The organism is Haloarcula sp. MBLA0163, assembly GCF_055632435.1.
This window is the reverse complement of sequence record NZ_CM145745.1, coordinates 570,906-589,365: the sequence shown is the minus strand read 5'-3', so window position 1 is coordinate 589,365 and position 18,460 is coordinate 570,906. Positions and strand designations below refer to the sequence as shown.

Here is an 18,460-nt window from a genome sequence, read left to right as displayed (position 1 = left end):
TCGAGGCCGTATGCGCCGTCGTCACCTGCTCGCCGCCGTCGGTGCGGCACTCGGAGCGCTCGCCGGCTGCTCGACGACGCGCGACAGCGCCGTCCGGACGGCCGCGCCGGTACCGACCGCCGACCGTCCCGCCGCGAGTGCGACGACGCCCGACCAGCACCGGTGTCCGCGGCTCCCCGCCGACGCCGACGAGTACGTCTGTCCGGGGACACCCGACGGCGAGGGGCCCGCCGTCCGGCTCACCGCGTCCGTCGACCTGTTCCGGGTCGACACGCTCCGAGAGGTCGGCAAGCGCCTGTCGGTCACGCTCCGGAACCGGTCCCCCGTCCCGTTCGAGACGGGGCGGGACTGGTGGACGCTGGCCCGCCGGGACCCGGACGGCTGGCACGTCGTCGCCGCCGGAGCGCGCGACGACTCGCTGACCGTCTCGACGGGCGAGCGGTTCGTCTGGCGGGTCGGACTGAACGGGACGCGGGAGACAGCGGCCGGCGCACACGACGTGGTCGTCGACAGCACGAACGGCCGTCACGTGTTCGCCGTCGCGGGGTACCACGAGGACGGCAGGCTGGTGGCGCCGCTGGCGGCGTTCGAGCTGCGACAGCGGTGGACCGACCGCCGCAAGGAGCGTCTCAGCCGGTCGTCTCGTCGTCGACGCCGGGTGCCTCCGACGGACTGACGTCGGCCGGTTCCGCCTGGCCGCCGACGACGACCTCGCCGCTGTCGAGTTCGACGTAGGCGTCGTCGGCGAACCCACCCTCGGCGTGTGGGTGTTCCGGGTCGTCGAGTTTCTCCGGCGTCGACGGGGCCTCCGCGACGCCGTCGGCCGGTCGGAACTTCCCGAGCGGGTCGTCGATGGTGATGTCGTAGCGCTCGAAGAACTCGTCGTATCGCTCGTAGTGCACTTCGAGTTCGTCGCTGGGGAACTCCATCATCTCGGTCCAGCCGTGGTTGTAGAAGTCGAAGTTGGCCTGCACGTGGGTTATCTCGCGGGCCTCCGCCTCCGGATAGCCCGCCTCGAGCGCCGCGACGTAGGTGTTCATCGTCGCGTCGAAGAAGTCGTCGAGGTGGGGCCGGCGCTCGTCCGCCCGGTCCGGGTCGGCCTTGTCGGCGAACACGTTCGTGTGGAGGTCGACCAGGCGGTCGTTGACCTTGTCCCCGACCACCGGGAGCGTCAGCGCCTGCTTGGCCGCGAAGTGCTTGACGTTCTGACGGAGTTTCATCAGCCATCGCTTGGGACGCAAACGTCTTCAATGCCCCGACTATCGCGGGATTTCGGCGGGTTCGGTCCCGGTATCACGGTCGATACGGAGATAGCAATCCACATTAAGCCCGATTTCCTACCCACCGAACATGAGCACGTCGCACGTGATAATCGGAGACGGAATCGCGGGAGCGTCCGCGGCCGAGACCATCCGCGAGGACGACCCAGACGCAGACGTCACCGTCATCACCGACGAGGGCGAGGCCCTGTACAACCGTATCCTCATCAAGGAGTTCGCGAAGGGGAAGCTCCCCGAGGCCCCCATCTCCATCCACGAGCCCGAGTGGTACGAGGAGCGGGACATCGACCTCCACCTCAACACGCACGTGACCGACATCGACCCCGACGCCCACGAGGTCAACACCCACAGCGGGACCACCTACGAGTACGACAAGCTCCTCGTGGCGACGGGCGGGACGCCCGCACAGGTCCCCGTCGAGAACAGCGACGCCGACGGCATCCACCACTTCTGGACGTTCCAGGACGCCCGCGGCATCGCCGAGCACGCCGAGGAGGCCGACCAGGGCATCATCGTCGGCGCCGGGCTGCTCGGCATCGACCTCGCCGCCGTCTGTGCCGCACAGGGCATCGACGCGAAGTACCTCATGCGCGGCAACCGCTGGTGGCGCTACGCGCTCTCGGAGGACGGCGCCGAAATCATCCACGAGGCGCTCCGCGAGAACGGCGTCGAACCCGTCTTCGACTCCGGCGTCGACCACTTCACCGTCGACGACGACGGCCACGTCACTGGTGCGGTCGACCCGAACGGTGAGGAGTACGACGGCGAGTGGGCCGGCGTCGCCATCGGCCTCGACTTCAACACGGAGTTCCTCGCCGGCTCCGGCGTCGACCTCGACGACGGCATCGTCGTCGACGAGTACATGCAGACCAACGTCGAGGACGTCTACGCGGCCGGGGACATCACCCAGTTCCACGACACCATCCTCGACGCGCAGGCCCAGAACGGCGCGTGGGGCTCCGCGAAGGAGCAGGGCTCGGTCGCCGGCACGAACATGGTCGCCGACGACGAGGCAGACGCCTTCCGCTGGGTCTCCTCGTACTCCATCACCCACTTCGACTTCCCGTTCCTCTCCTTCGGCCACCCGACCCGCGGGGACGACGAGGCCGAGCGGAAGTACTCCGACAGCGAGTGGCGCCGCCTCGCCTTCGAGAACGGCCAGCTCGTCGGTGGCGTGCTCATAGGCGACCTCTCCCAGCAGTCGAAGTTCAAGAAGCTCATCCGCGAGGAGCGACAGGTCGCGGAGAAGAAGGAGCTCCTGCTGGAGAAGGAGGTCGACCTCGAGGAAGTGAAGGCCCAGACCGCCGCGCCCGCCGAGTAACCCGCGACGACCCCCGGTTTTTCGCTGCTTCGTCCCCAATCGCCGGTCGTGCTTCGAGCAGCCCTCCAGCGTCTCCGTCACCTCTTCGGTGGGGGCGACGGACGAGACGACGACGCGGTCGGCGACGACGGCTTCGCGGGGTCCCGACTGGACGCCTCGGTCAACCGGAGCCACGGCGAGAGCGGACAGACCGCCGCACGCGAGATGCGCGAGATACGGGAGCAGGCCGAGACGCTGTCGGACGCGGACCGGCACCGGCGGTAGCCCGCGCGTGAGAACGACGCCCTTTTTTTCGCCCGTAGCGGAGTAGCCCGCATGGACGGCGGCAGCGGCGACATGACCCTCGCGTTCGACCTCGACGCCCTGAAGGAACTGGCGTACCCGGACAGCGTCTTCAACGACGCGCGCCAGTGGTCCGAGTACGTCGGCGTCATCTCCGACCAGCCCACGTACGTCGTGACGAACTTCACGCGGAAACACCGGATCCGACAGGACTTCTTCTCGGGGCCGCGGGGCCGCGAGGAGAGCCTCGTCAACGTCAAAGAGCAGTTCGACACGGACCGGCACGTCTTCGTCGGGACCGACGAGGCGGCCGCCGAACTCGCCGAGACGGCCGGGTGGGAGTTCCTCCCGGTGGAACAGGCCGCGGAGGCGGCCGACTGGGAACTCGGCGAACCCGAAGCTCCCGCCGCCACGACCAACGAGGACGACGAGCGCGACGACTGGCCCTGAGCCCCGCCGACGCCGCGTTCTGACGCCACGCCCCGTATCGCGGAGTTTAACCCCGGGAGTGTCCTACAACGGACAATGGCAGAACCGCGTGTGCCCGGCGGACGCGAGTCCGAACTCGAACTCGCCTGTGGCGAGGTCATCGACACCCACGAGGACCTGCACATGGGGATCCGCGAGTACGACTGCGCGTGTGGCGCGAGCCACGCCGTCGTCCTCGACGCCCACCCACTGGCCCGCTTCGTCCCGGAGTTCCTGGAGACGGTACTCACCGAGACCATCGAACCGGCCGACGACCACGACGAGTTCACCATGGCCCACCTCATGGGCGTCGTCATCGAGGAGTTCCCCGAGAAGGTCGCCGTCGCCGACGCCGCCGAGGACGGGGCCGTCGGGTTCTCGCTGGCGTGGGTCACCGACTTCGACTCCCGCCGCCTCCACGAGATCGTCGTCGAGCTGCTCGTCGAACTGATGGAACACGCCGTCAGCCACGCCGAGGACGACGCCGTGATGGCCGAGTTCGAGTCCCAGATGCTGGAGTTCGACGTCGAGCAGTTCGTCGACCAGTACCGCGCCCAGCGGAACTTCGACGACCGGCACGACACGGCCATCTGAGCGCTACCGTTTCCTGCGTGCAGTCCGAGTGACCCGTATGCGCTGGCGGGCGATAGCCGTCGCCGTCGCGTTCGTCGTGGCCGGGTGTAGCGGCTTCACCGCCGCCGACCGGCCGGAGACGGTGACGCCCGCCCCGGTCCCGGCGGAACCGACCGGCCCCGCCGCCGTCCCGGGTCTGACGAACGACACCGTCGCGAGTCCCGACGCCCTCGCACGCGCCCATCGGCGTGCGCTGTACGGTCGCTCCTACACCCTCGCCCTCCGGTGGACGGTGGGTGCCCGCGACGGGCGGACCCGACTGGCGGTCGAGAGCGAACGCCGGTACCACTACCGGAGCGAGCAGCGGGGCGGCGGCTACAGCGACCGGACGTTCGTCGACGGCGCCGCCCGCTACGACCGCTACCGGCGACCGCTCGGTGTGAAGTTCGTCCGCGGTCAGTCCGTGCCCGCACACGACCGGTTCGGCCACGTCACCGGCCGTCTCGTGCGGAGTTTCCTCCCGGCGGGGCCCGCCGCCATCGAGCGCCGCCCCGACGGCTACGAACTCGTCGTCCGGCGGGCTCCGGACGGCTTCGAACGGGTCGACCGGTACGTCGTCCGCGCCGTGGTCGCGCCCTCGGGGTTCGTCCGGTCGTTCGTCGTCAGCTACCGCAACACGGAGCGGAACGCGACTGCCCACCACCGGTTCCGGTACACCGACGTCGGGACGACGACGGTGGCGCGGCCGGCGTGGGTCCGCGAGCGGTGGCCCGAGGAGACGCGGCGTGGGACGGCGACGACGACGCCGTATGACAGTGGCTGACAGAGAGGCCGCCCCGCCGTCCTGCGGTTTTCGCTAAACGGCCGTCTGACGCCTGTCTGACGGTGTTATATGGTGTTTGGGGTATAGTGTGTCTCTATGGCCATCCGCCACGGCGAGTTCGAGCGCATCACCTCGGTGCTCGACGACGCCGACGCCGACGGCCCGCTGACGGCCCGCGAGATCCTCGACCTGCTGGAGGAACACGACGAGGACTTCGGCAGCGCCCACCGCGTCGCGACGGTGCTCGGTCGCCGGGCACAGACCGGCGAGGTCGAGGTCATCGAGGGCCAACCGTACCGCTACCGGGTCGACGAGCGCGGCAACTGAACCGGGGCCGGGTGTCAACGGCCCCCGTGTGAGGCTGTCGCATTACGATATTCGAAATCGGACTTCGAGACTCGTACCTTTTCGCCGGGCTTATTACGATGTGTGGGTTCGATTCGGGTAATGACAGAGGACGAAGACCGTACGATACTGCTCATCGGGAGCGGCCCCATCAAGATCGGACAGGCGGCCGAGTTCGACTACTCCGGCGCGCAGGCCTGTCGGGCCCTCCAGGAAGAGGGTGCCCGCGTGGTACTGGTCAACTCCAACCCGGCGACCATCATGACCGACCCGGAGATGGCCGACAAGGTGTACCTCGAACCCATCAACACCGAGGCCATCAGCGAGATCATCCGGAAGGAGGACCCCGACGGCGTCATCGCCGGCCTCGGCGGCCAGACCGGCCTCAACGTCACGGCCGAACTCGCAGAGGAGGGCGTCTTAGAGGAGTACGACGTCGACGTGATGGGCACGCCGCTCGACACCATCTACGCGACGGAGGACCGCGACCTGTTCCGCCAGCGCATGGAGGACATCGGCGAACCGGTCCCGGCCTCGACGACCATCTCGCTGGACGAGGACGAGTCGGTCACGGACTTCGACGAGGAGGCACTCGAACAGCGCGTCCAGGACGCCGTCGACGAGGTCGGCGGCCTCCCGGTCATCGCACGCACGACGTACACGCTGGGTGGCTCCGGGTCCGGCGTCGTCGACGAGTTCGACGAGCTCCTCGAACGCGTCCGCAAGGGCCTGCGCCTCTCCCGCAACAGCGAGGTCCTGATCACGGAGTCCATCTCCGGGTGGGTCGAACTGGAGTACGAGGTGATGCGCGACGCCGACGACTCGTGTATCATCATCTGCAACATGGAGAACATCGACCCGATGGGCATCCACACCGGGGAGTCCACGGTCGTCACGCCCTCGCAGGTCATCCCGGACGAGGGCCACCAGGAGATGCGCGACTCCGCGCTGAAGGTCATCCGCGAACTCGGCATCGAGGGCGGGTGTAACATCCAGCACGCCTGGCGCGACGACGGCACGCCCGGCGGCGAGTACCGCGTCGTCGAGGTGAACCCGCGCGTCTCCCGCTCGTCGGCGCTGGCCTCGAAGGCGACCGGCTACCCCATCGCCCGCGTCACCGCGAAGGTCGCACTCGGCAAGCGCCTCCACGAAATCGACAACGAGATCACCGGCGAGACGACCGCCGCCTTCGAACCGGCCATCGACTACGTCGTGACGAAGGTGCCCCGCTGGCCCATCGACAAGTTCCGGGACACGGAGTTCGAGCTGTCGACGGCCATGAAGTCGACGGGCGAGGCGATGTCCATCGGCCGGACCTTCCCCGAGAGCCTCCTGAAGGCCCTGCGCTCCTCCGAGTACAACCCCGCCGTCGACTTCGACGAGGTCGACGACGACGAACTCGAGTCGGAGTACCTCGAACGCCCGAGCCCCGACCGCCCGTACGCCATCTTCGAGGCGTTCACGCGCGGCTACACGGTCGAGGACGTCGTCGAGCTGACCGACATCCACGAGTGGTACGTCGAGCGGTTCGAGACGGTCGCCGACGCCGCCGAGGCCGCGATGGACGGCGACTACGAGACGGCCGCACAGGCCGGCTTCACCGACCAGGAGATTACCGCGCTCGCCGGCGGCGAGTTCAACGACACCCACGTCTCGTGGCTCCCGGCCAGCCTCGACCCCGACGGCGGCGACGAGGCCGAGGTCGAGGCCGCGACGGACGGGTCCGGCGTGACCGTCGAGACCGTCGAGGACGAGACGACCCACCGCGACTACAAACTGGTCGACACCTGCGCCGGCGAGTTCGAGGCGACGACGCCGTACTACTACTCGACGCGTGACCCCATCTCGGGCATCGACCGCAACGAACTGCAGGTCGACCCCGACGTCGAGAGCGTCGTCGTGGTCGGCGGCGGCCCCATCCGCATCGGACAGGGCGTCGAGTTCGACTACTGTTCGGTCCACGCGGTCCGCGCGCTGGAGGACATGGGCATCGACGCCCACGTCGTCAACAACAACCCCGAGACGGTGTCGACCGACTACGACACCTCCGACGGCCTGTTCTTCGAGCCGGTCACGGCCGAGGAGGTCGCCGACGTGGTCGAGTCCACCGGCGCCGACGGCGTGATGGTCCAGTTCGGCGGCCAGACCTCCGTCGACATCGGCGAACCGCTCGAGGCCGAGCTCGACCGCCGCGGCCTCGACTGCGAGATTCTCGGCACCTCTGTCGAGGCGATGGACCTCGCCGAGGACCGCGACCGCTTCAACAAGCTGATGGACGACCTCGGCATCGCACAGGCCGAGGGTGGCACGGCCACCAGCAAGGAGGAGGCCCTCGAACTGGCCCACGACATCGGCTACCCCGTCCTCGTGCGCCCCTCGTACGTGCTGGGCGGCCGCGCGATGGACGTCGTCTACAACGACGACGACCTCGAGACCTACATCGAGGAGGCCGTCCGCGTCTCCCCGGACAAACCCATCCTCGTCGACGAGTTCCTCGCCGACGCGGTGGAACTGGACGTCGACGCCGTCGCCGACGGCGAGGACGTCCTCATCGGCGGCGTGATGGAACACGTCGAGACCGCCGGCGTCCACTCCGGCGACTCGGCCTGTATGATTCCGCCCCGCTCCCAGGAGATCAAGGACGTCATGCCGCGCATCCGCGAGGTCACCGAACAGATCGCCGACGCGCTCGACACCGTCGGCCTGCTGAACGTCCAACTCGCGGTGCGTGACGGCGAGGTGTACGTGCTGGAGGCGAACCCGCGCTCCTCGCGTACGGTGCCGTTCATCTCGAAGACCACCGGCGTCCCCATCGCCAAACTCGCCGCGCAGGTCATGGCGGGACACACGCTCGCGGACCTCGACGTCGACGAGCAGATCCCCGAGCAGGTCTCCGTCAAGGAGGTCGTCCTGCCGTTCGACCGCCTGCCGGGGTCGGACCCGCGTCTCGGTCCCGAGATGAAGTCGACGGGCGAGGTCATGGGCACCGCCGGCTCGTTCGGCAAGGCCTACCAGAAGGCCCAGATGTGCGTCGGCAAGCCCATCCCGCTCGGCGGGACGGCCATCGTCGACCTGCCCATCCTCGGCTTCGAGGAGCACTTCGACGTGAAGGACCTCGACGACTTCGAGGACACCGAGGCCGTCGTCGAGGCCATCCAGAACGGCGAGATAGACCTCGTCGTGTCGCGGGACCGCGACGTGCTGGAGGCCTGCGTCGAGGAGACGGTCACCTACTTCTCGACCATCGAGAGCGGCGAGGCGGCGCTGGAGGCCATCAACTCCGACGACCAGCCCCTCGCGGTGCAGGCCATCGACGAGCGCCCCAAGACCACGCGCGAGTGGGGCAAGTGAGGCGTCCGGCCGTCTGACGCCCGTCTGACCGGTATTTTTCCGGGATAGTTACCAACTAGTCGCCGATGGCGACGACGAGAGGCCAGCGACTCGACCGGGCGGTGCTGCTCCGCACCGGGGGTCTCGTGGCGGTGTGTACGCTGGCGCTGACCGCCGCCTTCGTCGGCGTGGTGGCGCTGGTCACCGGTGCGGCCGGCGGAGCGTCCTCGCGGCTCCAGCTGTACGTCCTCGCGGGCGCCGTCACGTTCGTCGCCGGGCTCGTCGTCCTCGAGGAGTCCCGTCACCGAGGACAGCGCGGCCTCGTCGGTGCGAGCGTCGCCGGCGTCGTCGGGTTCCTCCAGGTCGCACTGGGCACCGAGGGCGTCGTCTACGCCGTCGAGAACCCCGAGCTGGTCGTCTCCTCGGACCTGTTCGTCTACCTCGCCGCCGCGGCGCTCGTCGCCTCGGGGCTGGGGTACTGGAGCGTCCGCAACTGGCGGCTGGTCGGCCGCCGGGTGCCGGGCGACCGGCTCTGAGCGGCCAAACAGCTACGGTGTGGCGGCCCGTTAGTGTCGGGCATGCGCTTCGCAGTGTTCGGCGCCGGCGGCGTCGGCGGCTACCTCGGCGCCAGACTGGCCGACGCCGGTCACGAGGTCCACCTGTTGGCCCGCGGCGACCACCTGGACGCGCTCCGGACCGACGGCCTCACCGTCGAGAGCGTCGCCGGGGACACGGCTGTCGAACTGCCCGCGACGGACGACCCGGCCGATATCGGCCCCGTCGACTACGTCCTGTTCTGCGTGAAGGCCCACGACACGCGCGAAGCGGCGGCGGACCTCGGACCGCTCCTCGGGGACGACACCGCCGTCGTCTCCTTCCAGAACGGCGTCGACAACGAGCGGTGGCTCGCCGAGGCGGTCGGCGAGTCCCACGTCGTCGGCGGCGTCGCCTACATCTTCTCGACCATCGCCGAGCCGGGCGTCGTCGAACACACCGGCGGGCCGGCGCGGTTCGTCTACGGCGAACTGGACGGGGCGCGCACCGACCGCATCGAGGCCCTCGACGACGCCCTACGCTCCTGTGCGGGCGTCGAGGCGGTCCTCGCCGAGGACATCCGCGTCGAGCTGTGGCGGAAGTTCGCGTTCATCTGCGCCCACTCGGGGATGACCGCGGCGACCCGGCTCCCGGTCGGCGACATCCGCGAGACCGAGGAGTCGTGGCGGATGTACCGCCGGGTCATCGAGGAGGTGTGTGCGGTCGCGCGTGCGAACGACGTGGCGCTCCCCGACGACACCGCCGACGAGTGGGTCGCGTTCGCGCGGGACCTCGACGCGGACTCGTACTCCTCGCTGCACTACGATCTAACCCACGAGAAGGCGATGGAACTCGACGCGCTCAACGCCGCCGTCGTCCGCCACGCCGAGGGGACCGACGTCCGGGTCCCGATGAACGAGGCCGTCACGGCCGTCCTCCGGCCGTGGGCCGAGCGGTTCGCGGGCGACTGAGTCGTGTGGCGCGGCCGGTGGTTTCGATATTCGAAACCGTGTGGCCGCTCCGCTCCCCGTTCGTCCTCCGAGGGCCGCTCCCTGCGGTCGCGCCCTCGCTAGTCCTGCGCCATCCCCAGCACGTCGTCGAAGAAGCCCAGCGAGTCGTGCGGGCCGGGGTTGGCCTCGGGGTGGTACTGCCGCGTGATGATGTCCAGGTCGTCGTTCTCCAGCCCCTCGGGGGTGTCGTCGTTGACGTTGACCTGCGTCACGTCGAGTTTGTCGCCGGGTTCGGCGACGGTGTAGCCGTGGTTCTGGGTCGTCATCACGACCTTGTTCGTGCGGAGGTCACGCACCGGCTGGTTGACCCCGCGGTGGCCGAACTCCATCTTCTCGGTCTCGCCGCCGAGCGCGTTGGCGACGACCTGCTGGCCGAGGCAGATGCCCGCCAGCGGCACGTCGCCGACGTAGGTCTCGACCAGCTCGCCGGCCGCCTCGAAGTTCTGGGGGTCACCGGGGCCGTTCGAGATGAACAGGAGGTCGGGGTCGACGGCGGCCACGTCGTCCTCGGTGGCGTCGTAGGGGAAGACGTGGACGACGGCGTCGCGGTCGACCAGCGACTCGACGATAGAGCCCTTCGCACCGCAGTCGACCAGCGCGACGGTGGCGCCGTCGCCGTCCTCGTTGTGGACCTCGACGTCGTCGACGGAGACCTGCGCGCCGATGTCGACGTGGTCGGACATGTGCTTGCACTGGTGGAGCTCGTCCAGCGCGTCCTGCTCGGTGACGTCCGGACCGGCGGCGATGCCGCACTTCATGGCCCCCTCGTCGCGGATCTCGGTGACGATGTCGCGGGTGTCGAGGTGGTCGACGGCGGGGACGCCCTCGCTCTCCAGCCACTCGGCGACGTCGTCGGTCATCTCGCGGGCGACGGCCGCGCGCGGGTGGACGCGGTCGGACTCGAAGCGCTCCTCCCGGACGCCGTAGTTCCCGATGAGCGGGTACGAGAACGTGAGGACCTGCTCCTCGTAGGACGGGTCGGTCAGACTCTCCTCGTAGCCGGTGTAGGCGGTCGTGAACACCACTTCGCCGCGTGCCGTGCCTGGCGCGCGTGCGCGGGCTTCGATGACGCGGTCACCCTCCAGCGCTACGTATGCGTCTGTCATTACGAGATGCGTACAGGATTCCAGTTCATAAGGGTTGCTTTCGAAGCCGAGTTACGATTTTCGTAATCCTCAAGTCCGGTGGGTGGGAAGCATCCAATCTCGATGGACGAACTGGACAGGGAGATACTCTCGATACTCCGGAAGGACGCCCGGACCCCCTACACGGAGATAGCCGACGACGTGGGCACCTCGGAGGGGACCGTGCGCAACCGGGTCGAGCGACTGGTCGAGGACGGGGTCATCGAGCGGTTCACCGTCGCGACGCGCACCGGGAACGTCAAGTCGATGATAGAGGTGGGCGTCGACGTCGACGTGGACACGGCGGCGGTGACCGACCGCATCGCCGAGTGGGCCTCCGTCGACTTCGTCTGGCAGGTCTCCGGCGAGGAGGACATCGTCGTCGTCGTCGACGCCACCGACACCGGCGAGGTCAACGACCTCATCACGCGAGCGCGGGAGCTGGACGAGGTCGTGAGCACGAAGACGCGGCTCATCCTCGACGAGCGCGTCGGGTAGTCGGCCAGTTCTTACGTCCGTCCCGGCGGTAGCCCCGCTATGCAGTTCTCTGGCACCTTCCCCGGCGACATCACCGGAACGTACGCGCAGCTCGCGAACGACGGCGCCGAGTTTCTGGCCGTAGCGGTCCTGCTGTACGCCATCGGCCGTCTGCTCGTCGTCCCGGGCGCCCGCTGGGCGTTGGAGCGCTCGCAGTTCAACCGGACCGTCGTGAGCGCGCTCGTGAGCGCGACCCACCTGCTCGTGGTGGTCGTCACCGTCGTCGTCGCGGCCAGCCTCGCGGGGTTCAGGGGGAGCCTCGCCGGGTCGACGCTCATCGCCGCCGGCATCACCGTCGCCGTCGGGCTGGCCGCCCAGGACGTGCTGGGGAACTTCGTCTCGGGCGCGTTCATCGTCACGGACCCGGACCTGAACGTCGGCGACACCATCGAGTGGGACGGCAAGCAGGGGACCGTCGTCGACATCGACCTCCGCGTGACCCGCGTGCGGACGCCGGACAACGAGCGCATCGTCGTCCCGAACACGACGCTGGCGACGACGGCGGTGACGAACCACACGTCGACGGACCCCGTGGGCATCTCCTACGAGTTCGGCGTCGACTACGAGGCCGACCTGGACGAGGTGGAGGCCATCATCCGCAACGTGGCCCGCGACCTGGACCACGTCCGCGAGAAGCCCGCGCCGAGCGTCGCCGTCTCGGAGCTGACGAGCAGTTCCGTCCTGCTGGTCGGGCGCGTGTGGCTCCCCGTCGAGCGGAAGAACCGCGCGCTGTCGGTCAAGTCCGCGTTCGTCCGCGGCGTCCACGAGGCCTGCCGGGCGGAGGGCATCGACCTCAGCGAGTCCCCACACACGGAACTGTCCGGCGAGGTGACCGTCCACGAGTCGGTCGCCCCGGCGGAGTGAGTCACCCCTCCCCGCCGGTGAGGCCGTCCAGCAGGTGGACGGCGCCGTGCTTGTCGAGCGGGTCGTTGGCGTTGCCGCAGTGGGGCGACTGCACGCAGGCCGGGCAGCCGTCGGCACAGTCACACGAGCGCAGCATCGACAGCGTGGTGTCCATCAGCGGGCCGACGTCGTGGTAGCCCGCCCGCGTCAGACCGATGCCGCCGGGGTAGCCGTCGTAGATGAAGATGGTCGGCTCGCCCGTGTGGGGGTGGTGTGGCGTGGACAGGCCGCCGATGTCGCCGCGGTCACAGAGGTACTCGAACGGGAACATCGATATCATCGCGTGTTCGGCGGCGTGGATGGCGCCGGGGAAGTCGCCGAGGTCCCCGCCGTCCGTCTCGACCCCCGCAGTGGTCTCGCCGGTCTCGTCGGCCGCGCCGCGAATCTGGCCTTCGAGGTCGTCGGGCACCGTGTAGTACAGCGCCTTCGTCTCCAGCGTGGTCTCGGGCAGGTCGAGGGGGCGCTGTCCGAGCACCTCGCCCGAGGACCCGTCGCGGCGCTCGTAGCCCGTAATCTGCTTGCGCATCGTCACCGACGCGAACCGGACGGGGACGTCCTCGCGGGTCGGGAGCGGCCGCTCCTGTAAGTCCGTCTCGACGGTGATGGTCTTGTCGTGCAGGACGCGGGTGTAGTAGTTCGCCCACGTCCGGTCGAGTTCGGCGACGCCCGTCGCCAAATCGAGGTCGGTGACCTCGTAGCGCCGCCCCTGATGGTGGTAGATGGCGCCGGGGTGGGCGTCCCGCAGGGCGTCCTCGAACGGGAGTCTCGCGATGACGTCGCCCTTCGCCACCAGCTTCACCTCGCGGTCGTCGACGGTGCGGAGGCTCATGTCGTGGTGCGGGCGGCCGTTCGAGGTCCAGCGGACGCCCCCGTCGGTCGTCCGTCGGTCCAGTTGCCCGGCCGATTCGAGGTCCGCGACCACGTCGGGGAACGTCTCGCCGAAGTGCCGGTCGTCGTCGGGCGAGAGCCAGTTCTCGCCGGCGGCCGCCAGCACGTGGTTCGGCAGCAACTGCTCGTTCTCGGGGTTCGTCACCGCCTGCTCGGCGCCCTTCTCGAACAGCGTCGCCGGGTTGCGGAGGACGTACTGGTCGAGTTGGTCCTCGCCGCCGACGAGCACGACCAGCGCCGGGTCGGTGCCCCGGCCCGCGCGGCCGGCCTGCTGGAACGCCCGCATCCGCGTGCCGGGGTAGCCGTCGAGCAGGACGGCGTCGAGGCCGCCCACGTCGACGCCCAGTTCCAGCGCGCTGGTCGACCAGACGCCGCGGAGGTCCCCCGACTGCAGCTGTGTCTCGAGGTCCCGCCGCTTCTCGTCGGTGAGCGCCGCCTGATACGCGCCGACGGCGTCCGCGAGGTCGTGGTAGCCTCTGTCCCGCAGGGCGTCCGCGCTGTCGCTGGCGTACCGCTCGGCGGTCTGTCTGGACCCCGCGAACACCACCGTCTGGAGGCCTCGTTCCACGAGGTCGACGAACAGACGTTTCGTCTCGACGTGGCTGGACCGACGCCGTCCGCTCCCCCACCCATCCCCGCCGTCGTACTCCGGCGGGTTCCACAGGAGCCAGTGACGCGGCCCGCTGGCGCTCGCGTCCTCGTCGACGAGGGCGAACGAGTCGGTCGGCTGGCCGGTGACGGTGGCCGCGTGGTCCACGGGGTTCCCGATGGTCGCCGAACAGCAGACCCACTCCGGGTCGCTGTCGAAGCGCTCGGCGATGCGCTGGAGGCGGCGCAGCACCAGCGAGACGTGACTGCCGAACACCCCCCGGTAGCCGTGGACCTCGTCGACGACCACGGTCTCGAGGCGCTGGAAGAACCAGTCCCAGAGGCGGTGCGCGTGGGGCAGGATGCCGTAGTGGAGCATGTCCGGCGTCGTCAGGAGGACGGTCGGCTGGCGCTCCCGGATGGCCTCCTTCTCGGATTTGGACTGGCGGCCGGTGTACTGGGCGACGGAGACCCCGGAGGCGAAGCCCAGGCCCTGTGCCAGCTCGGACAGGGTCTCGGTCTGGTCGTTGATGAGCGCCACCTGCGGGGCGACGTACAGCGTCGTCGCCCGCCGGTCCAGCGCCCGCTCGAACGCGGGGACGGTGTAGGCCAGACTCTTGCCGCTGGCCGTCTCCGTCGCGAGGACGACGTTCCCGCCGTCGCGGACGGCGTCGACGGCGGCGGTCTGGTGGGCGTAGAGGTCCGTGATTCCCTCGCCGGCCAGCACGTCCGCGAGGCGCGCGTCCAGCGCACAGTCGGCGACGGTGGCGTCCCGGCCCGGCACCGTGCGCTCGTCGACGATCTGGCCCTGGTAGTAGGGTCGGTCGCGGAGCCACGCGATAGTGTCGTCCACGGCCGGGCTAGGGAACGGGTCAGTATCGGTCTTGCTGTTCTCGGGACCGAACCGGAGGTTCGGCCTCGGTCGCGGGCGGGAGGTCGGCGACGGCCTCGGGCAGTTCCTCGACGGTGGTGACGGTGGTCCGCTCGGACTCGACCCGGGGGACGCCCTCGCCGGCGACGGCGACGAGGCGCGCGGCGGCGGCGACCACCGACTGGTTCGCGTCGCCCACGTCGCCGGCGACGACGACGGCGTCGGCCCCGCGGGCCAGTTCCGTCGCTCGCTCCCGTGCGTTCGCGTCGACACCGGCGAACGGCGGGACGGTGACGACCGGGCAGTCGAGGTCGCGGGCACGCTCGGCGGCGGCGTCGCCGGCCGGCACGACCCCGACGGAGACGGTACAGTCGGCCGCGACGAGGCGGGCGACGGCGGCGGCGGCCTGCCGGCCGGTGCCGACGACGTGGACCGTCGTCGCGCTGTGGTCGCGGTCGGGCAGCGGCGTCACCAGCGGGGCGTCGGTGCCGGGCTGGCGGGTCACGAGCGTCTCGGCGTCGAACGCGTCCCCGAGCGTCTCGGACGTGAGCACCTCGCGCGGGTCGCCCGCGGCACGGACTTCCCCGTCGGAGAGCACGACCAGTTCGTCGCAGTACCGGGCGGCCAGGTTGAGGTCGTGGATGGCCGCGACGGCCGTCTTCCCCTCGGCGACGAGGTCGGCGACCAGCTCCAGCGTGCGGACGGCGTGGTTGACGTCCAGGTTGGCGGTCGGTTCGTCCAGCAGGAGGACCGGCGTCTCCTGTGCGAGCGCCCGGGCCAGCAGGACCCGCTGGCGCTCGCCGCCGGAGAGCGACGTGACGGTCCGGTCGGCGAACCGGGCCACGTCGGCGCGCTCCATCGCCGCCTGCACGGCGTCGTAGTCGTCCTCGTCGGCGCGGTCGAACCGGCCCAGATGCGGGGTGCGTCCCATCTCGACTGTCTGTTCGACGGTGAAGTCGAAGGAGAGCGTCGTCGCCTGCGGCGTACTTGCGACGCGCCTGCTCACCTCTCTCGAGGAGAGGCCGTCGATGGGTTCGCCCGCGACCCGCACCGTCCCGCTGTCGGGTGTGAGCGTCGCCCTGAGCGTCCGCAGGACCGTCGTCTTCCCGGCGCCGTTGGGGCCGACCAGCCCGACGACGGAGCCACACGCGGCCGAGAAGTCGACGCCGGAGAGCACCTGCGTGCCCCCCAGAGAGACGCTGACGTCTTCGGCTTCGAGCATCGGGAGCTGCTCGCCGGTGTGCCCGCCGTCGCTCACAGTTCGTGCACCTCCCGCTGCCGGAGGAGATAGAGGAAGAACGGGGCGCCCAGCGCGGCGGTGACGATGCCGACGGGCACCTCCGCACTCCCCGAGCGAGCGAGCGTGTCCGTCGCGACGAGGAACGACGACCCCGCCAGCGCCGCCGTCGGCAGGAGCACCCGGTGGTCCGGCCCGACGACGAGTCGCATCACGTGTGGGACGATGAGGCCGACGAAGCCGATGATGCCGGCGACGGCGACGCCGGCGGCCGTGACGAGTGAGGAGAACGCCAGCAGGATCCGCTTGGTCCGCTCGACGTCGATGCCGAGGCTCTGGGCGTCCTCCTCGCCGAGCAGCATGACGTTCAGGTCGCGGGCGTACACGAGGAGGACGACGAACGGGACGGCGACGAGGAGGAGGCTCGTCCAGACCTCCGGCCACGCCGCGCCCTTGAGGTGGCCCATCAGCCAGAACAGCGCCCGGCGGATGCTCTCGCCGCTCTGGAGGAGGAGGAAGGAGACGACGGCGCCCAGGAAGGTCTGGACGGCGACGCCCGCGAGCAGGAGGGTCGCGACCGGTGTCCGGCCGTTCTGCGTCGCGATGAGGTAGACGCCGAAGGCCGCCAGCAGCGCCCCGGAGAAGGCGGCGGCGCGCAGACCGAGGCCGAACGGCAGGGCGACCGGCGCGACGATGAACCCCACCGCGCCGACGGCCGCGCCCGAGGAGACGCCGATGATGGAGGGGTCGGCCATCGGGTTGCGGAAGATGCCCTGCATGATGGTGCCCGCGGCCGCCAGCGAGAACCCCACGACCGCGCCCAAGAGGATGCGTGGCAGGCGGACCTGCAGCACGATCTGCCGCTGGATGTCCTCGACCGGGAACCGGAACAGCGGCTGTGTCGTCACGGCCGGGGCCGCGCCCGAGAGGTCCACCGCCGTCGGGAGGACGACGGCGTTGAGCAGCACCTTCGCGACGGCGTCGGGCGGGATCCACACCGGGCCGATGCCGGCGCTCACGGTGACGACGACGCCGAGCAACGCCGTGAGAGCCAGCGACCACGAGAGCGTCCGTCCCGACGGATGCATGATTGAAAGGCCACTTGCAGTAGGTAAATATTTATTGTTCGTCCTCCCGGTCACAGACGATGCGACAATTCGCCACCGCAGTCTTGAGCGTTCTACTGGTCTTCTCCGTCGTCGGCGCGATGCCGGCGGCCGCGACGGGGACGCAGTCGGCAGAGAGCTGTTCGTTCCCGGTGACGATGACCGACGCCACGGGAACCGAGATAACCCTCGAGGAGCGCCCCGAGCGCGTGACGACGACGAACCCGTCGGCCGCCCAGACGATGTGGGAGATCGGCGGCCGCGAGCAGGTCGTCGGCCTCACGCAGTTCGCGTCGTACCTGGAGGGGGCCGAGAGCCGGACCAACGTCTCGGCCGGGTTCGGCGTCGGCGTCGAGAAGGTCGTCGGCACGGACCCGGACCTCGTCATCGCCCCCAACGCCAGCGCGGGCGACGTGTCGGGTCTCCGGGAGGCCGGCCTGACCGTGTACCACCTGCCGGCCTCGACCACCGTCGAGGACATCCGCCAGAAGACGACCACCATCGGCCGCCTGACCGGGAACTGCGCGGGCGCGGCCGAGGCCAACGCGTGGATGACGCAGAACGTCGAGGCCGTGCAGGACACCACCGCCGGCATCGAGGACCGGAAGACCGTCGTCTATCCGCTCGGGAGCGGGTACGTCGCCGCCAACGGGACGTTCATCGACACCCTGCTGGGCGTGGCCGGAGCCGACAACGTCGCGGCGCGCGACCACACCGGCTACCCGCAACTGAGCGACGAGGTGCTCCTCCAGTTGGATCCGGAGGTGCTGGTCGTCACCGAACGCACGGCGGGCCTCGTCGACGAGGAACCGTACGCGAGTACGACCGCGGGAGAGACGAACGCGACCGTCCGGCTCCGGGTCCGCGACCTCAACCAGCCGGCCCCCCGGAGCGTCGTCAACACGGTCCACAACGCCACGCGACAGCTCTACCCGGAGCGGTACGACGAGGACAGCTACGTCCCGCGCTCGGCCGTCGAGAGCGAGACGGCCACCGAACAGACGACGACCCCGTCGGACGGTGAGAGCACGACCGAGCCGTCGCCCACCACGACCGGGGGGAGCGGTCCCGGCTTCACCGCCGTGGCCGCACTCGTCGGTGCACTCGCCGCAGCACTGCTGGCCGGCAGACGCCAGTAACCACCGCGGCGGTCAGTGGACGAGTGTAGTTATTCGGTCCTTACCGATTCGCGTTCGCGAGCGACAGTCACCGGAGAGCAGTCGTTTCGGTGTCACTACGT

18 protein-coding genes are annotated in these 18,460 nt (G+C 69.8%); 13 read left to right on the top strand and 5 right to left on the bottom strand.

Annotation, left to right across the window (positions count from 1 at the left end; genetic code table 11):
• Positions 1-10 precede the first annotated feature (10 nt).
• On the top strand, positions 11-676 hold the full coding sequence (locus ACV7GQ_RS02970; RefSeq protein WP_470312068.1) for a hypothetical protein: 666 nt from the start codon (positions 11-13) through the stop codon (positions 674-676).
• Here the strand turns inward: ACV7GQ_RS02970 and ACV7GQ_RS02965 are convergent.
• Positions 630-1,220, bottom strand: a complete 591-nt coding sequence (locus tag ACV7GQ_RS02965) for a DUF6149 family protein (RefSeq protein ID WP_470312067.1) — start codon at positions 1,218-1,220, stop codon at positions 630-632. The two genes, ACV7GQ_RS02970 and ACV7GQ_RS02965, sit on opposite strands and share 47 nt — an antisense overlap.
• Before the next feature lie 130 nt (positions 1,221-1,350).
• Here ACV7GQ_RS02965 and ACV7GQ_RS02960 point away from each other — a divergent pair, with 130 nt between their 5' ends.
• The 9 genes from ACV7GQ_RS02960 (at position 1,351) to ACV7GQ_RS02920 (ending at position 9,927) form a co-directional block, all read left to right on the top strand.
• Positions 1,351-2,601, top strand: coding sequence for an NAD(P)/FAD-dependent oxidoreductase (locus ACV7GQ_RS02960; protein WP_470312066.1), 1,251 nt, complete (start codon positions 1,351-1,353; stop codon positions 2,599-2,601).
• A 48-nt stretch (positions 2,602-2,649) separates the two neighbouring features.
• A complete protein-coding gene (locus ACV7GQ_RS02955) occupies positions 2,650-2,865 on the top strand; it encodes a hypothetical protein (RefSeq protein WP_470312065.1) in 216 nt (71 codons plus the stop codon).
• A 51-nt stretch (positions 2,866-2,916) separates the two neighbouring features.
• Positions 2,917-3,333: a DUF7124 domain-containing protein gene (locus ACV7GQ_RS02950; RefSeq protein WP_470312064.1), complete on the top strand. Its 417-nt coding sequence runs from the start codon at positions 2,917-2,919 to the stop codon at positions 3,331-3,333.
• Between the two features lie 75 nt (positions 3,334-3,408).
• On the top strand, positions 3,409-3,945 hold the full coding sequence (locus tag ACV7GQ_RS02945) for a DUF5815 family protein (RefSeq protein WP_470312063.1): 537 nt from the start codon (positions 3,409-3,411) through the stop codon (positions 3,943-3,945).
• Positions 3,946-3,982: 37 nt separating this feature from the next.
• Positions 3,983-4,747: a hypothetical protein gene (locus tag ACV7GQ_RS02940; RefSeq protein ID WP_470312062.1), complete on the top strand. Its 765-nt coding sequence runs from the start codon at positions 3,983-3,985 to the stop codon at positions 4,745-4,747.
• 96 nt (positions 4,748-4,843) lie between these two features.
• Entirely contained in the window at positions 4,844-5,074 is a 231-nt protein-coding gene (locus ACV7GQ_RS02935; RefSeq protein ID WP_470312061.1) for a hypothetical protein, read from the top strand.
• A 120-nt stretch (positions 5,075-5,194) separates the two neighbouring features.
• Positions 5,195-8,443: a carbamoyl-phosphate synthase large subunit gene (carB, locus tag ACV7GQ_RS02930; protein ID WP_470312060.1), complete on the top strand. Its 3,249-nt coding sequence runs from the start codon at positions 5,195-5,197 to the stop codon at positions 8,441-8,443.
• A gap of 65 nt (positions 8,444-8,508) precedes the next feature.
• A complete protein-coding gene (locus tag ACV7GQ_RS02925) occupies positions 8,509-8,958 on the top strand; it encodes a hypothetical protein (RefSeq protein WP_470312059.1) in 450 nt (149 codons plus the stop codon).
• A 42-nt stretch (positions 8,959-9,000) separates the two neighbouring features.
• Positions 9,001-9,927, top strand: a complete 927-nt coding sequence (locus ACV7GQ_RS02920) for a 2-dehydropantoate 2-reductase (protein WP_470312058.1) — start codon at positions 9,001-9,003, stop codon at positions 9,925-9,927.
• Positions 9,928-10,025: 98 nt separating this feature from the next.
• Here ACV7GQ_RS02920 and carA read toward each other — a convergent pair whose 3' ends face one another.
• Positions 10,026-11,072 carry a glutamine-hydrolyzing carbamoyl-phosphate synthase small subunit gene (carA, locus tag ACV7GQ_RS02915; RefSeq protein ID WP_470312057.1) on the bottom strand — a complete coding sequence of 349 codons (1,047 nt, stop codon included), beginning with the start codon at positions 11,070-11,072 and terminating at the stop codon, positions 10,026-10,028.
• A 102-nt stretch (positions 11,073-11,174) separates the two neighbouring features.
• Here carA and ACV7GQ_RS02910 point away from each other — a divergent pair, with 102 nt between their 5' ends.
• Entirely contained in the window at positions 11,175-11,588 is a 414-nt protein-coding gene (locus tag ACV7GQ_RS02910; protein WP_470312056.1) for an Lrp/AsnC family transcriptional regulator, read from the top strand.
• Positions 11,589-11,627: 39 nt separating this feature from the next.
• Positions 11,628-12,491 carry a mechanosensitive ion channel family protein gene (locus ACV7GQ_RS02905; RefSeq protein WP_470312055.1) on the top strand — a complete coding sequence of 288 codons (864 nt, stop codon included), beginning with the start codon at positions 11,628-11,630 and terminating at the stop codon, positions 12,489-12,491.
• 1 nt (position 12,492) lies between these two features.
• Here ACV7GQ_RS02905 and ACV7GQ_RS02900 read toward each other — a convergent pair whose 3' ends face one another.
• The 3 genes from ACV7GQ_RS02900 to btuC are packed head-to-tail and all read right to left on the bottom strand — an operon-like array spanning position 12,493 to position 17,202.
• Positions 12,493-14,859, bottom strand: coding sequence for a DEAD/DEAH box helicase (locus tag ACV7GQ_RS02900; protein WP_470312054.1), 2,367 nt, complete (start codon positions 14,857-14,859; stop codon positions 12,493-12,495).
• Positions 14,860-14,878: 19 nt separating this feature from the next.
• The gene (locus ACV7GQ_RS02895) at positions 14,879-16,099 is read right to left on the bottom strand and encodes a heme ABC transporter ATP-binding protein (protein WP_470313134.1); all 1,221 of its coding nucleotides are present in this window, start codon (positions 16,097-16,099) and stop codon (positions 14,879-14,881) included.
• Between the two features lie 32 nt (positions 16,100-16,131).
• Positions 16,132-17,202 carry a vitamin B12 ABC transporter permease BtuC gene (gene btuC, locus ACV7GQ_RS02890; RefSeq protein WP_470312053.1) on the bottom strand — a complete coding sequence of 357 codons (1,071 nt, stop codon included), beginning with the start codon at positions 17,200-17,202 and terminating at the stop codon, positions 16,132-16,134.
• Between the two features lie 59 nt (positions 17,203-17,261).
• Here btuC and ACV7GQ_RS02885 point away from each other — a divergent pair, with 59 nt between their 5' ends.
• The gene (locus ACV7GQ_RS02885) at positions 17,262-18,359 is read left to right on the top strand and encodes a PGF-CTERM-anchored ABC transporter substrate-binding protein (protein WP_470312052.1); all 1,098 of its coding nucleotides are present in this window, start codon (positions 17,262-17,264) and stop codon (positions 18,357-18,359) included.
• Positions 18,360-18,460 lie beyond the last annotated feature (101 nt).